General features: G+C 67.0%; 14 protein-coding genes and 1 other RNA gene. 11 read left to right on the forward strand and 4 right to left on the reverse strand.

Translation table 11 applies throughout. From position 1 onward, the window contains the following. Positions 1–64 precede the first annotated feature (64 nt). Together ssrA and smpB are read right to left on the reverse strand one after the other, a co-directional pair. Positions 65–418, reverse strand: a transfer-messenger RNA (tmRNA) gene (ssrA, locus tag ACSQ19_RS16010). Positions 419–629: 211 nt separating this feature from the next. Further along, complete coding sequence (smpB, locus tag ACSQ19_RS16015) at positions 630–1,118, reverse strand: SsrA-binding protein SmpB (RefSeq protein ID WP_435998353.1); 489 nt, start codon at positions 1,116–1,118, stop codon at positions 630–632. Positions 1,119–1,159: 41 nt separating this feature from the next. Between smpB and ACSQ19_RS16020 the strand changes: the two genes are divergently transcribed. Beyond that, positions 1,160–1,588 (forward strand): type II toxin-antitoxin system RatA family toxin, encoded by a 429-nt coding sequence (locus ACSQ19_RS16020; protein ID WP_296280700.1) that lies wholly within the window; start codon positions 1,160–1,162, stop codon positions 1,586–1,588. After that, entirely contained in the window at positions 1,581–1,838 is a 258-nt protein-coding gene (locus tag ACSQ19_RS16025; protein ID WP_435998355.1) for an RnfH family protein, read from the forward strand. Before ACSQ19_RS16020 ends, ACSQ19_RS16025 begins: the two co-directional genes overlap by 8 nt. An 8-nt stretch (positions 1,839–1,846) precedes the next feature. On the opposite strand, the gene ACSQ19_RS16030 is transcribed toward ACSQ19_RS16025, so the two are convergent. Beyond that, positions 1,847–2,239: an outer membrane protein assembly factor BamE gene (locus ACSQ19_RS16030; RefSeq protein WP_296280698.1), complete on the reverse strand. Its 393-nt coding sequence runs from the start codon at positions 2,237–2,239 to the stop codon at positions 1,847–1,849. A gap of 103 nt (positions 2,240–2,342) precedes the next feature. On the opposite strand from ACSQ19_RS16030, the gene fur reads away from it, so the two are divergent. Beyond that, complete coding sequence (fur, locus tag ACSQ19_RS16035; RefSeq protein ID WP_296280697.1) at positions 2,343–2,747, forward strand: ferric iron uptake transcriptional regulator; 405 nt, start codon at positions 2,343–2,345, stop codon at positions 2,745–2,747. A 108-nt stretch (positions 2,748–2,855) separates the two neighbouring features. On the opposite strand, the gene recN is transcribed toward fur, so the two are convergent. Continuing rightward, complete coding sequence (gene recN / locus ACSQ19_RS16040; RefSeq protein ID WP_435998357.1) at positions 2,856–4,523, reverse strand: DNA repair protein RecN; 1,668 nt, start codon at positions 4,521–4,523, stop codon at positions 2,856–2,858. A 91-nt stretch (positions 4,524–4,614) separates the two neighbouring features. Here recN and hrcA point away from each other — a divergent pair, with 91 nt between their 5' ends. The 8 genes from hrcA (at position 4,615) to carA (ending at position 14,188) form a co-directional block, all read left to right on the forward strand. Continuing rightward, entirely contained in the window at positions 4,615–5,664 is a 1,050-nt protein-coding gene (gene hrcA / locus ACSQ19_RS16045) for a heat-inducible transcriptional repressor HrcA (RefSeq protein ID WP_435998359.1), read from the forward strand. 42 nt (positions 5,665–5,706) lie between these two features. Further along, positions 5,707–6,225 carry a nucleotide exchange factor GrpE gene (gene grpE, locus ACSQ19_RS16050; protein ID WP_296280692.1) on the forward strand — a complete coding sequence of 173 codons (519 nt, stop codon included), beginning with the start codon at positions 5,707–5,709 and terminating at the stop codon, positions 6,223–6,225. Between the two features lie 108 nt (positions 6,226–6,333). Next, complete coding sequence (gene dnaK / locus ACSQ19_RS16055) at positions 6,334–8,259, forward strand: molecular chaperone DnaK (RefSeq protein WP_435998362.1); 1,926 nt, start codon at positions 6,334–6,336, stop codon at positions 8,257–8,259. 94 nt (positions 8,260–8,353) lie between these two features. Then, entirely contained in the window at positions 8,354–9,472 is a 1,119-nt protein-coding gene (gene dnaJ, locus ACSQ19_RS16060; protein WP_299342483.1) for a molecular chaperone DnaJ, read from the forward strand. A gap of 55 nt (positions 9,473–9,527) precedes the next feature. Then, the gene (locus ACSQ19_RS16065; RefSeq protein WP_435998364.1) at positions 9,528–10,640 is read left to right on the forward strand and encodes a prephenate dehydrogenase; all 1,113 of its coding nucleotides are present in this window, start codon (positions 9,528–9,530) and stop codon (positions 10,638–10,640) included. Between the two features lie 101 nt (positions 10,641–10,741). After that, the gene (locus ACSQ19_RS16070) at positions 10,742–12,085 is read left to right on the forward strand and encodes a sensor domain-containing phosphodiesterase (protein ID WP_435998367.1); all 1,344 of its coding nucleotides are present in this window, start codon (positions 10,742–10,744) and stop codon (positions 12,083–12,085) included. A gap of 34 nt (positions 12,086–12,119) precedes the next feature. Further along, a complete protein-coding gene (gene dapB / locus ACSQ19_RS16075) occupies positions 12,120–12,839 on the forward strand; it encodes a 4-hydroxy-tetrahydrodipicolinate reductase (RefSeq protein ID WP_435998369.1) in 720 nt (239 codons plus the stop codon). A gap of 221 nt (positions 12,840–13,060) precedes the next feature. Further along, positions 13,061–14,188 (forward strand): glutamine-hydrolyzing carbamoyl-phosphate synthase small subunit, encoded by a 1,128-nt coding sequence (gene carA / locus ACSQ19_RS16080; RefSeq protein ID WP_296280683.1) that lies wholly within the window; start codon positions 13,061–13,063, stop codon positions 14,186–14,188. Positions 14,189–14,198 lie beyond the last annotated feature (10 nt).

The following is a 14,198-nucleotide window of genomic DNA, read 5'->3' on the forward strand; positions in this document are numbered from 1 at the left end:
AAGGCCGGAACCCTTGATACTGCTGGGATTCCGGCCTTTCTTGAGCCGTCCGTAGACGGGTAACTGGTGGAGGTGGGCGGAATTGAACCGCCGTCCGAAGGTACTCCATCCCCGGTACTACATGCTTATCCCGCCGTTGGATCTCGTCCTGCGACAGCACGGTGGGCGAAGCGCACCGCAGGACCAGCCTGTTTTAGGTTGACCGGATGCTGACAGGCAGCCACTCCCGGCGATTCCGTGATAATGACCTTACGCTGCGAGCACGGACACAAGCAGTTTCAGGGCTTACGCCTTAAGCGGCGAGAGCGTAGTTGTCGTCGTTGGCAACTAGAGTTTTGCCGCTGGATTTACGAGGAAAGCTGCCCCCTCGGCATGCACCAGGCAACTTCGCAACCCCCGTCGAAGCCAGTGCACCCCCGGGAGTCAGAAACGTCCTGACGAATAGCAGTGTAGGGCCGGCTACCTCGCTTCACAAGGCGCAGCGACGGCGATGTTCAGCCTCGTGAGGCCAAGCCCCTTGGTAAGGGGGCGAATTCTCGCGTCAGCGCGAATGGGGGATCGGAAGCAAGCGTTGGGACCCGAGATTTGCGTAGCGAATCTTGGGGATTCCATCGCGTTGTGCGATGAAATCACGCATCCTTGTTGTCCCGGCGCATGACACGGGACTTCTCGCGGGCCCAGTCGCGGTCCTTCTCGCTGGCGCGCTTGTCGTGCGTCTGCTTGCCCTTGGCCAGTGCCAGTTCGGCCTTCACCTTGTTGCCTTTCCAGTACAGCGACGTCGGCACCAGGGTGTAGCCGTCGCGCTCGACCTTGCCGATGAGGCTGTCGATTTCGTTCCGGTGCAACAGCAGTTTGCGCGTGCGCCGATCGTCGGCGACCGTGTGGCTGGATGCCTGGATCAGCGGGGTGATCTGCGCACCGAACAGGAAGATTTCGCCCTGACGGATGATGGCGTAGGCCTCGGTGATGTTGGCGCGGCCCGCGCGGATCGCCTTGAGTTCCCAGCCCTGAAGGGCGAGGCCCGCTTCGTGCCGCTGCTCGAGGTGGTACTCGTGACGGGCGCGCTTGTTCAGCGCGATCGTGCCCGTTGCTTTATTCTTGTCCGGTTTCTTTGCCATCCTTCCTATTGTCGCCGAAGGCGGAACCCTACGCGAGCCACATGCACACGATCCGCCGCAGCGCCCTGGTCGAACACTCGGCCACCCGGATGTTCGACCTGGTCAACGACGTGGCGGCCTACCCGCGCCGTTTCGACTGGTGCAGTGCGGCCGAGCTGAGGGAGCAGGGCGACCAGCGGCTGGTCGCGCGGCTGGACCTGGGGTTCGGCTCGCTGAGGACCTGGTTCACCACCGAGAACGTGCTGGACCGCCCGCACCGCATCGACATGAACCTGGTGGATGGGCCGTTCCGCAAGCTGCACGGGCGCTGGGATTTCCATGCACTGGACGAATCCGCCTGCAAGGTCACGCTGACGCTGGAGTTCGAGCCGTCGAGCCGGTTGCTGGCCCCGGCGATGGCGCTGGGTTTCCAGGGACTGGCCGACCGGATGGTGGACGATTTCGTGCGCGCCGCCGATCGCGGTGAATGACGTGCGGGTGGAGGTGATCCGGGCATGGCCGCACCGGTTCGACTCCGTCGTGCTCAGCCTCCCGCCCGGTGCCACCGTAGCGGATGCGGTTTCAGCCAGCGGATTTGCCGAAGCCGCTCATCCGGCCGTGGCGATCCATGGCGTGATCGCGACGCCGGACACCGTGCTCAACGACAACGATCGCGTGGAAGTGCTGCGCCCGTTGCAGATCGATCCGAAGGAAGCGCGCCGTCGTCGGGCGCGCGGCTAGGCGACGCCTCAGCGGCGGCGGCCCTTCTTCTTTTCCTTGGCGAGGTTGGGGCCGAACTTGCGCACGTCGCGCGAAAGTTGCAGGTCCGCCTCGGGGAAATATTCGCCCTCCCAACTGGCGAGCGTGTCGCCATTGAAGATCAGGGTGAGGTTCTTGATGTCGGTCGTGCCGCGGCGATTGGTGCGGTTGCTCGCGGTGTAGTCCCAGCGGTCGGCATGGAACGGGTCGGCGATCGACGGACTGCCGAGCAACGACTGCACCTGCTGCTTCGTCTGCCCGGCCTGCAGCTGGTCCACGGCCGTCTTCTCGATCAGGTTGCCCTGGTAGATCGGCTGCTTGTAGAGGATGCCGCAGCCAGCGGTGGCGGAAGCGAGAACGGCAGCCAGCAGGAATTTGCGCATTGGGACAGGTACGGTGGGAAACCGGGCCGATGATACACTCCCCCGGACCGCCGCAACCGAGCTTCAGGCAGCTGGCGCTAAACCGAGAGTGAACGGAGACGCCATGGAATCGCAGGACCTTCGCAAAGTCGGCCTCAAGGTCACCCATCCGCGCATGCGCATCCTGGAATTGCTGGAGCAGAAGAACTCCCAGCATCATCTGAGCGCGGAAGACATCTACCGGCAGCTGCTGGACCATGGCGACGAAATCGGGCTGGCGACGGTTTATCGGGTCCTGACCCAGTTCGAGGCCGCCGGCCTGGTGCTGAAGCACAACTTCGAAGGCGGACAGGCCGTGTACGAACTGGATCGCGGCGGTCACCACGACCACATGGTCGACGTGGATACCGGCAAGATCATCGAATTCGAAAGCAGCGAGATCGAGAAGCTGCAGCGCGAGATCGCCGCCAAGCACGGCTACGAGCTGGAAGAGCACTCGCTGGTGTTGTACGTGCGCAAGAAGCGCTGACAGCTGGAGATTTTCCGGCTCGGGATGTGGAAGCGACGTAAGTCGCGAAGCGGCATCGGCAAGGCCTCATCGCGACCTGCGTCGCTCCCACAGTAAGCAACCGGGGTGTCAGACCGCGTTCGCCAGCAGCCGCTTGGCCGCGGCATGCGCTTCCTTGCTGACCTCCACGCCGCCAAGCATGCGCGCGAGTTCCTCTTCACGCTGCTTCGCTCCCAGCTTCTCGACCGCGCTTTGCGTCATGCCGTCCACCGGGGCCTTGCTGACCCTGTAGTGCGCGTGTCCCTGCGCCGCGACCTGTGGCAGGTGGGTGACGCACAGCACCTGCCGTTGGGCCCCTAGCGCCCGCAGCTTCTGTCCCACGATCTCGGCGACCGCGCCACCGATGCCGGTGTCGACTTCGTCGAAGACCATGGTCGGCACGGCGTCCACCCCGAGCGCAGCCACTTCGATCGCCAACGAAATGCGCGCGAGTTCGCCGCCGGACGCCACCTTTCGCAGCGGACGCGGCGGCTGCCCGGCATTGGCCGAAACCAGGAATTCGACCCGCTCGGCGCCGGCAGGATCGGGACGATCGCCTTCCTGGGGCTCCAGCGCGATCTCGAAACGGCCACCGCCCATGCCCAGTTCGGCAATCAGGGCGGTAGTGGTATCACCCAGTGATGCCGCCGCGCGGATACGCGAACGGCTCAGGGATGCCGCGGCGCTGCGCCACTGCTCCCGGGCCGCATCGATCTCTCCGTTCAGCTGGACCAGGCGTTCGCCGGCGCCGCGTAGCGACTCCAGTTCGGCGGCGAGCCGGTCGTGCTGCTCCTGCAGGCCCTCCAGCGGTACGCGATGCTTGCGGGCGAGGTCGTGGACGCGGGCCAGCTTGCGCTCCAGCGCGTCGAACTGCAGCGGTTCGCCGTCGAGGTCGTCGCGCACCTGGCCAAGCAGGGACAGTGCTTCCTCGATCTGGATCGCCGCACCGTCGAGCAGCGCATCCACCTCGCGCAGGCGCGGCTCGTGCTCGGCTTGCCGCCCGAGATCGGCGCGCACCTGTTGCAACTGCCGGGTGAGCGAGGGCGTTTCGTCGCTGGCCAGTTCGCCCAGGGCCGCATCGCAGGCCTGGATCAGGCCGGCCGCGTGCGCCTGCCTGCGATGGCTGGCGACCAGCGCTTCCAGCGCAGCCGGCGAAAGATCCTCCCGCTGCAACTCCGAGAGCTGGTGTTCCAGATAGTTGATGCGGTCGGAGACATCGCCTTGGCCCGACAGTAGTTCGCGTTCGCGCAGCAGCGCAGTCCAGTATCGCGCCGCCTCGCGTACCGTGGCGCGCTCGCGGTCGTTTCGCGCGAAGGCGTCCAGCAGGTCCAACTGGCTGTTGCGGGCCAGCAGCGCCTGGTGTTCGTGCTGGCCATGGATTTCCACCAGCCGGGCGGCCAGTTCGGTCAGCTGGGAGAGCGTCACGCTGCGGCCATTGATCCACGCGCGGGAACCGCCGTCGGCACGGATCACCCGGCGCAGCTGGCACTGGCCGTCGTCGTCCAGTTCGTTCTCGGCGAGCCACGCCTGTGCTGGCGACCCGGTCGAGGGGGAGAATTCGGCCGACAGCTCCGCCCGCTCGGCGCCATGACGGACCACGCCGCTGTCTGCACGCAGGCCGGACAGGAACCCCAGCGCATCGACCAGCAACGATTTGCCGGCGCCGGTTTCACCGGAAATGACGGTCATGCCGTCGCCGAATTCCAGTTCGGCCGCACGGACGACGGCGAAATCCTTGAGGGCGAGATGTCTGAGCATGCGGCGGATTGTAAGCGGTGGCGGCTCAGCGTCTGAGACGTCCCGGGCGCGCCGGCTTGCAAAGAAGGGGGAGCGACGTTATCTAGCGGGCATGCATCCGCCATCGCCCCCGCTGGATCCGCGCGCCCGCCAACTGCTGCGGACGCTGATCTCGCGCTACATCCGCGATGGCGAGCCGGTGGGGTCGCAGACGCTGGCCCGCCATGCGGGGCTGGAGGTGAGTCCGGCGACCATCCGCAACATCCTGTCCGAGCTGGAAGAGGTCGGACTGCTGAGTTCCCCGCATACCTCGGCCGGCCGCATTCCCACCGCACAGGGGTATCGGGTGTTCGTGGACAGCCTGGTGCAGGTGAAGTCCCTGGGGGACGGCGAAGTCGCGCGGCTGCGGGCCGAACTGTCTACGGGGGCGGGGACCCAGGCACTGCTGGGCAACGCCTCGGAGCTACTGTCGGCGATGACCCACTTCGTCGGCGTGGTCAGCGTGCCGAGGCGGGAGCAGTTCGCCTTCCGCTACATCGATTTCGTGCCGCTGGATGGGCAGCGGGTCATGGCCATCCTGGTCTTCGCCGACAACGACGTGCAGAACCGGGTCATCGAGACCCGTCGGCCCTACGAGCGGTCGGAACTGGAGCGCATCGCGAACTATCTGAACACCCAGTTCGCCGGGCGACCCTTGGCCGAAATCCGGGCCAACCTGCTGCGTGACCTGCGCCGCGCCCAGACGGAAATGGAAGGCCTGCTGGCCGAGTCGATCGAGCTGGCCGAACAGGCCCTCACGCCGCCGGGCGACGATGTGGTGCTGGCGGGCCAGACCCGGCTCATGGGGGTGCAGGAGCTGTCCGATCTGGAACGGCTGCGCGACCTGTTCGAGGCGTTCGCTCGCAAGCGCGAAATCCTGCAACTGCTCGAGCGCACGATCCGCGCCCCGGGGGTGCGCATCTTCATCGGCGAGGACACCGGGCTCGCGCCGCATGATGGCGTGTCGGTGGTGACGGCGCCCTACATGGCGGGCGGGCAGGTGCTCGGCGTGCTGGGGGTGATCGGGCCCACGCGCATGGCGTATGACCGGGTCATTCCGGTGGTGCAGGCGGCGGCCGATGTACTGGGTGCGGCCTTGAATCCGGATGCGCCGGCCCCATAGGTTGGGGCTTGGGCGGCCGGACTTGCCGCGATGGGACCCGAAATGAACCAACACGACCACGATTCCGACCTGGACCAGGGCCACGACCCGCAGGACACCGACAGCGCGCTGATCGCCGAGCTGGAAACCCTCCGCAACGAGCTCGACCAGCTGCGTGCCACTACGCTGCTGGAGCGCGCCGACCTGGAGAACCAGCGCAAGCGCGTGGCCCGCGACATCGAGCAGGCCCGCAAGTTCGCCAACGAACGCCTGTTGGGCGACCTGCTTCCCGTTTTCGACAGCCTGGACGCCGGCCTGGCCGCGGCAGGCGCCGAGCCGAGTCCCCTCAAGGACGGACTGGAGCTGACCTTCAAGCAGTTGCTGAAGGTGGCCGGCGACAACGGCCTGACCCTGCTGGACCCCACGGGCGATGCCTTCAACCCCGAACACCATCAGGCGATCAGCCAGGCCGATGCGCCGGGCGCCGCGCCCGGCAGCGTGGTGCAGGTGTTCCAGAAGGGCTACCTGCTCAACGGACGCCTGCTGCGCCCGGCCCTGGTGGTCGTGGCGAAGCACGACTGAACGTCTGCGCGACGGCGCTTGAACGGCGCCATCGCACCCCTATATCGGGACCATCCACCCGGCCGAGCGCCGGATCCAAACAGAATTTGCTAGGGAGCGAGAACCACCATGGGCAAGATCATCGGCATCGACCTCGGCACGACCAACTCGTGCGTGGCGATCATGGACGGCGGCAAGGCCCGCGTCATCGAAAACTCGGAAGGCGACCGCACCACGCCCTCGATCGTGGCGTACACGAAGGACGGTGAAGTGCTGGTCGGCGCCTCGGCCAAGCGCCAGGCCGTGACCAATCCGAAGAACACCTTCTACGCGGTGAAGCGCCTGATCGGCCGCAAGTTCACCGACGCGGAAGTGAAGAAGGACCTGGACCTGGTGCCCTACGGCATCGTCGCGCACGACAACGGCGACGCCTGGGTACAGACCAGCGACGGCAAGAAGATGGCACCGCAGGAGATCTCCGCGCGCGTGCTGGAAAAGATGAAGAAGACGGCGGAAGCCTTCCTGGGCGAGACCGTCACCGAAGCCGTCATCACCGTGCCGGCCTACTTCAACGACAGCCAGCGCCAGGCGACCAAGGACGCGGGCAAGATCGCCGGCCTGGACGTCAAGCGCATCATCAACGAGCCCACCGCGGCCGCGCTGGCCTATGGCCTGGACAAGGGCGAAGGCGGTGCCGACCGCAAGATCGTCGTCTACGACCTGGGTGGCGGCACCTTCGACGTGTCGATCATCGAGATCGCCAATGTCGACGGCGAGAAGCAGTTCGAAGTGCTGGCGACCAACGGCGACACCTTCCTGGGTGGCGAAGACTTCGACAAGCGCGTCATCGACTACCTCGTCGAGGAATTCCAGAAGGACCAGGGCATCGACCTGCGCAAGGATCCGCTGGCCCTGCAGCGCCTGAAGGACGCCGCCGAGCGCGCCAAGATCGAGCTGTCCAGCTCGCAGCAGACCGAAGTGAACCTGCCGTACGTCACCGCCGACGCGTCGGGCCCGAAGCACCTCAACATCAAGCTGACCCGCGCCAAGCTGGAAGCGCTGGTCGAAGACCTGGTGAAGAAGACCATCGAGCCCTGCCGCATCGCGCTGAACGACGCCGGCCTGCGCGCCAGCGACATCGGCGAAGTCATCCTCGTCGGTGGCCAGACCCGCATGCCGAAGGTGCAGCAGGCCGTGGCCGAGTTCTTCGGCAAGGAACCGCGCAAGGACGTCAATCCCGACGAGGCCGTGGCGCTGGGCGCCGCGATCCAGGGCGGCGTGCTGGCCGGCGACGTCAAGGACGTGCTGCTGCTCGACGTCACCCCGCTGAGCCTGGGCATCGAGACGCTGGGTGGCGTGTTCACCAAGATCATCGAGAAGAACACCACCATTCCGACCAAGGCCTCGCAGACCTTCTCCACTGCCGAGGACAACCAGTCCGCGGTGACGGTGCACGTGCTGCAGGGCGAGCGCGAACAGGCCCGCTTCAACAAGTCGCTGGCCAAGTTCGACCTGTCCGGCATCGAGCCGGCGCCGCGCGGCATGCCGCAGGTGGAAGTGTCGTTCGACATCGACGCCAACGGCATCCTGCACGTGTCGGCCAAGGACAAGAAGACCAACAAGGAACAGAAGGTCGAGATCAAGGCCGGTTCGGGCCTGTCCGAGGACGAGATCGCGCGCATGGTGGCCGACGCCGAGGCGCATCGCGAAGAGGACAAGAAGTTCCAGGAACTGGTGCAGGCGCGCAATCAGGCCGATGGCTTGCTGCACGCCACCCGCAGTGCCATCACCGAGCACGGCAGCAAGGTGCCGAGTGATGTGATCGGACGGGTCGAATCCGCCATCGCCGAGCTGGAGACGGCGATGAAGGGCGACGAGAAGGCGCAGATCGAAGCCAAGTCGAAGGCGCTCGAAGAGGCGGCCCAGTCGCTGTACGCGGCCGCGGCGTCGACCGAGCAGCCCGGTGGCGGCGCCGGTCCTGCCGGCGGTGCATCGGCAGGCGCGGACGACGTGGTCGACGCCGAGTTCACCGAAGTGAAGGACGACAAGAAGTAATCCCGGCCCACGGGATGCGGCGGACGGGAGACGTGGCCTGCCACGGCCTCCCGTTTTGCCATCCGGCGAACCTGCGAGACCAGCCTGACGACACATGAGCAAGCGCGATTACTACGAAGTCCTGGGCGTGGCCAGGGACGCCAGCGATGAGGACCTGAAGAAGGCCTATCGTCGCTGTGCGATGAAGCACCACCCCGACCGCAACCCCGGCGATGCCGCGGCCGAAGCGGCGTTCAAGGAGTGCAAGGAGGCGTACGAGGTGCTGTCCGACGGCGCCAAGCGACGCACCTACGACGCGCACGGACATGCGGCATTCGAGCATGGCATGGGCGGTGGCGGTCCCGGCGGTCCGGACATGGGCGACATCTTCGGGGACATCTTCGGCAACATCTTCGGCGGAGGTGGCGCGCGTGCCGCCCGACGGGGCGCCGACGTGGGCTACGTCATGGAGCTCGACCTGGAGGAAGCGGTCGCGGGCATCGAGAAGCGCATCGAGATTCCGTCGCTGGTCGCATGCGAGCCCTGCAAGGGCTCGGGCTCGGCGGACGGGAAGGTCGAGACCTGTGGCACCTGCGGCGGTCGCGGCAACGTTCGCATGCAGCGCGGCATCTTCGCCATGCAGCAGGCCTGTCCGGCCTGCGGCGGGCGCGGCCAGACCATCAAGAATCCCTGCACCGAGTGCCATGGCGCCGGTCGCGTGGAGGAAGAGAAGGTCCTGTCGGTCAAGATCCCGGCCGGCGTGGACAATGGCGACCGCATCCGCCTGACCGGCGAAGGCGAAGCGGGCCCTCCGGGCACGCCGCCGGGCGACCTGTACGTGGAAGTGCGTGTGCGCGAGCACGACATCTTCCAGCGCGATGGCGACGACCTGCACTGCGAGGTGCCGATCCGCATCTCGCAGGCGGCGCTGGGCGATACCGTGCGCGTTCCGACGTTGAGGGGCGAGGCGGAGATCCGCATTCCCGCCGAAACCCAGACCGGAAAACTGTTCCGCCTGCGCGGCAAGGGCGTGAAATCGGTGCGCAGCCGCAGCGAGGGCGACCTCTATTGCCGCGTGGTGGTGGAAACCCCCGTCAACCTGACCGGTGAGCAGCGCGAGCTGCTGGAGAAGTTCGAAGCCACCTTCAGCGGCGAGGAGGCGCGCAAGCACTCGCCGAAGTCGGCGACGTTCCTCGATGGCGTGAAGGGCTTCTGGGACCGCATGACGTCCTGACGCCGGCGCGGTTCGGCTTGCTTCTAGAATGGGGCTCCTTCGTGGAGCCCTTTTCGTGCCCGGACCCCTCATCGGCATCGTCGGCAGTGCAGGCGCCTATGGCCGCTGGCTGCAGCAGTTCTTCCGCAGCCGCATGGCCCTTGAGGTGATCGGCCATGATCCCGCCGATCCGTCTTCCACGGACGAGGCGGACCTGGTCCGCCGTGCCGACGTACTTCTGTTTTCCGCACCCATCCGGGCGACGGTGTCGCTGATCGAGCGTTACGTGGACCTGGCGGGCGGTGACGAGAGCGGGAAGCTGTGGCTCGACGTGACATCGGTCAAGGCCGCGCCGGTGGCCGCCATGTTGCGGTCCCGGGCCGAGGTCGTTGGCCTGCACCCCATGACCGCCCCGCCCAAGTCGCCGACGCTGAAGGGCAGGGTGATGGTGGTGTGCGAGGCGCGGCTTGACCGCTGGCGTCCGTGGCTGACCGCGCTGCTCGAGGCGTTGGACGCCGAATGCGTGGAGGCCACCCCGGAACAGCACGACCGCGTGATGGCACTGGTGCAGGCCATGGTGCATGCGACGCACCTGGCGCAGGCGGGCGTGCTGAGGGGACAGGCCGACAGGGTAGGCGATCTCGCCTCGGTGATGCCTTTCCGTTCGGCCTCCTTCGAGATGGATGCCGCGATCATCGCGCGCATCCTGTCGTTGAACCCTGCGATCTACGAAGACATCCAGTTCGGCAATCCACATGCGTCCGAGGTCCTGCGCGCGCTCGGACAACAGGTGGCCCGGATGGCCGCGTTGGTGGAAGAAGGCGGCGACGCCGCACGCGAGGCCTTCCGCAACGAGTTCCTGCACGACAACCGCGAAGCGGTGGGTGCCGCTGCGCTCGCGGAGGGCAACTACCACTACGAGCGCATCGGCTACCTGCTGGCCGACCTGTCGGCGGACAAAGCGCTCAGCGTTCACCTGCCGCAGGACCGGCCCGGCTCGTTGCGCAGCCTGCTGCATGTGTTCGAGCGACACGACGTCAGCCTGTCGTCCATCCATTCGTCGCGCACGCCAGAGGGTGACGTGCATTTCCGGATCGGATTTGACACCGGCATCGACGCGGAGGCGTTGCAGCGCGCCGTCGCTGAGATCGCGGAGACCGGTATCGGTCGGATCGTGTCGTCCGCCTGATCGACCATCGAATCCGCCGATCGGCATGTAAACCCGTTTACTCGACAAGCGTGAGTCGAGAGCCCTAGCATCCCCCACGAGGCGGCGGCCACGACCGTCACATGAGCTTCATCATCCTCAGGGAGCGACGGGAGATGGGTCAGGACAACACGCGGGTGACGCGGTCGCCACTGCAGGTGCTGGCTGCACGGAAGGACGACGAGGAGGCGATCGCCCTGCTCACGCAGATCGTGGTCGCCCAGGGTGAAATCGCCGCGGCCGGTCCCGAGCCCCAGGATGTCGTGGATGCGATCACCCATCGTGCGCAGGCCCTGACGCGCTCCGACGGCGCGGTGCTGGAAATCCGCGATGGCGCGGTCATGCGCTACTGGTCGGCCAGCGGCATCGCGCACGACATGGTGGGCATGAGCATCCCCGTGGAGGGTAGCCTGTCCGGTCGCTGCATCCACGAAGGCCGTGTGCTGAGGTGCGACGACAGCGAGGACGACGCACGCGTGAACCGCGATGCCTGCCGGCGGGTCGGACTGCGTTCCATGCTGGTCGCCCCCCTGCATTTCCGTGGCCAGGTGGTCGGCGTGCTGAAGGTGGTTTCGGCGACGCCCATGGCCTACCGAGACGCCGATTGCCGCACGCTGGAACAGCTCAGTACGCTGGTGGCCGCCAGCTTCTACAAGGCGATCGAACACGCGCAGATGCGCGCGGCACTGGAAACGCGCAAGGGAGCGGTGGATCGGGACCGCCAGCACGCGCAGGCCGCGAGGGTGCGCCTCGAAGACGTGCTGCGCGAGGGTAGGCTGACGAGCGTCCTGCAGCCCATCGTGCGGCTTGCCGACGGCGCCACCGTCGGGTACGAGGCACTGGCACGCTTCCCGATCGAATACGACCTGTCCACCAGCCGCTGGTTCGAGGACGCCGCAAGGCACGGCTTGAGCGTGCCACTGGAACTCGCTGCCGTGGAAGCGGGGCTGGCGTGCCTGCCGCGCATTCCCGGAGACGCCTACATCGCGCTCAACGTGTCGCCCGAGACCGCATGCAACGAGCGCCTGTCTTCGTTGCTGGCAGCAAGCGAGCCGCAGCGACTGGTGCTGGAAATCACGGAGCACACGCCTGTCGACGACTACGGACAGCTGAACACCTGTCTCGCCGCGCTGCAGGCGCGCGGCGTGCGCATCGCGGTGGACGACACCGGCGCGGGCTTCGCCAGTCTGCGCCACGTGCTGCGGCTTTCCCCCGACATCATCAAGCTCGACATCTCGCTGGTGCGCGAAGTCGACCAGCGCCCGCGCATGCAGGCCCTCATCGCGGCGCTGCTCGCATTCGCCGAGGGGACGCGCGCGCAGCTGATCGCGGAAGGCGTGGAGACAGAACGCCAGTGCGACGCACTGAAAGCACTCGGCGTGGCCTTTGCGCAGGGCTACTTCCTCGGTCATCCGGCCGCGCCGTAGCCCGGCCTGGCGGGCAAGCGGTTACCATGCGGCCATGAACGCCTCCCCGATCCGTATCCTCATCCATGGTGCGTCCGGTCGCATGGGCCAGGCGTTGCTCCGCCTCGCCGCCGAACAGGCCGGCCACTGCCAGGTCGTCGCGGCGGTGACACGGCGTACGCCGTCACCGCGCGTGGTGGACGGCGTCCCCCATTTCGCGGCCAGCGAGCTGGCGGGCGTGCCGGCCTTCGATGTCGCCATCGACTTCAGCCTGCCCGACGGGTTCGATCACATCCTCGCCCTCTGCGTCGAGCGTGGCGCGGCGCTGGTGTCCGGAACGACGGGCATGGCCGACGCGCAGGCGGGCGCCCTGGTGCAGGCGGCGAAGAGCATCCCGCTGGTGTGGGCAAGCAACTTCAGCCTTGGCGTCGCGGTCCTGGCGGACCTGGTGGAGCGAGCCGCGGCAGCGCTGCCGGGGTGGGACGTGGATGTCGTGGAGTCGCACCACGTGCACAAGAAGGATGCGCCGTCCGGCACGGCGCTCACGCTCGGAGGCGCGGCAGGCAGCGCGGGCGCGCCCGTGCATTACGCCAGCCTGCGCGCGGGCGACATCGTCGGCGAGCACACCGTGCAGTTCACCGGGCTGGGCGAGCGGGTGGAACTGGTGCACCGGGCGACGCATCGCGATGTGTTTGCACGCGGCGCGCTGCACGTTGCGCGGCAGCTCGCCGGGCGCCCGGCGGGCAGCTACCGGGTGCGCGACCTGTTGGCGTGAAGGCACGCGGGCTTGCCCACGTCGCGCTACAACCTGAACACGGCGGGCTTGGGCACGCCGCCGAGCATCCGGCGTAAAAAACGGTGGCGCTGAACAGGCCGTTTCCGTACAATTCCCGCTCGCCTGTTACCCATCGCCACGGACCGGATGAACGCCGCGTCTGCGGTTTCTTGCAGCCGCAAGCCGGTGGGACAGGGTTCCTCCACCCCAAGGCGAACCCCGTGACACGACCCGCAATCCTCGTACTCGAAGACGGCACCGTATTCGAGGGCGAATCCGTAGGCGCAGACGGCCTCTCGGTCGGCGAAGTGGTGTTCAACACCGCGATGACCGGTTATCAGGAAATCCTGACCGACCCCTCTTACGCCCGCCAGCTCGTCACCCTGACCTATCCCCACATCGGCAATACCGGCTGCACCGACCAGGACGACGAAGCGTCGAAGGTCTGGTGTGCCGGCCTGATCGTGCGCGACGTACCGCGCCGCCCCAGCAACTGGCGCAACCAGCAGGCCCTGCCGGAATGGCTGTCCACGCGCGGCATCGTGGCCATTGCCGGCATCGATACGCGCAAGCTGACGCGCATCCTGCGCGAGCGCGGTGCCCAGAACGGGGCGCTGATGGCGGGCGATGATGTCGACGTGGAGAAGGCGCTGGAAGCCGCGCGCAAGTTCCCCGGCCTGAAAGGCATGGACCTGGCCAAGGTGGTCAGCACCGACAAGCCGTATCCGTGGCGCGATGGCCAGCTCGACCTGGACCGCAATGCCTTCGTGCAGGCGCCCGCGAAGTTCAAGGTGGTGGCATACGACTTCGGTGTTAAGCACAACATCCTGCGCATGCTCGCCGAACGCGGTTGCGAGGTCACCGTCGTCCCGGCGCAGACCAGCGCGGCCGACGTGCTCGCGCTGCAGCCCGACGGCGTGTTCCTGTCCAACGGCCCGGGGGATCCGGCGCCGTGCGACTACGCCATCACCGCCATCCGCGAATTCATCGCGAGGAAGATCCCGACGTTCGGCATCTGCCTCGGCCACCAGCTGCTGGCGCTGGCCGCCGGCGCACAGACCCTCAAGATGGGCCACGGCCACCACGGCGCGAACCATCCGGTGCAGGACATCGATACCGGCCGCGTGATGATCACGTCGCAGAATCACGGCTTCGCCGTGGACGAGGCCTCGCTGCCGGCCAACGTGCGTGTCATCCATCGCTCGCTGTTCGACGGCACCAACCAGGGCATCGAGCTGACAGACGCGCCGGCCTTCTCGTTCCAGGGCCACCCGGAGGCATCGCCGGGGCCGCATGATGTCTCACCGCTGTTCGATCGTTTCATTGTCTGCATGGAGCAGGCGAGGTAATCGTGAAGGG

This window comes from Pseudoxanthomonas sp. LjRoot127 (assembly GCF_964253495.1).
Lineage (GTDB): Bacteria > Pseudomonadota > Gammaproteobacteria > Xanthomonadales > Xanthomonadaceae > Pseudoxanthomonas_A.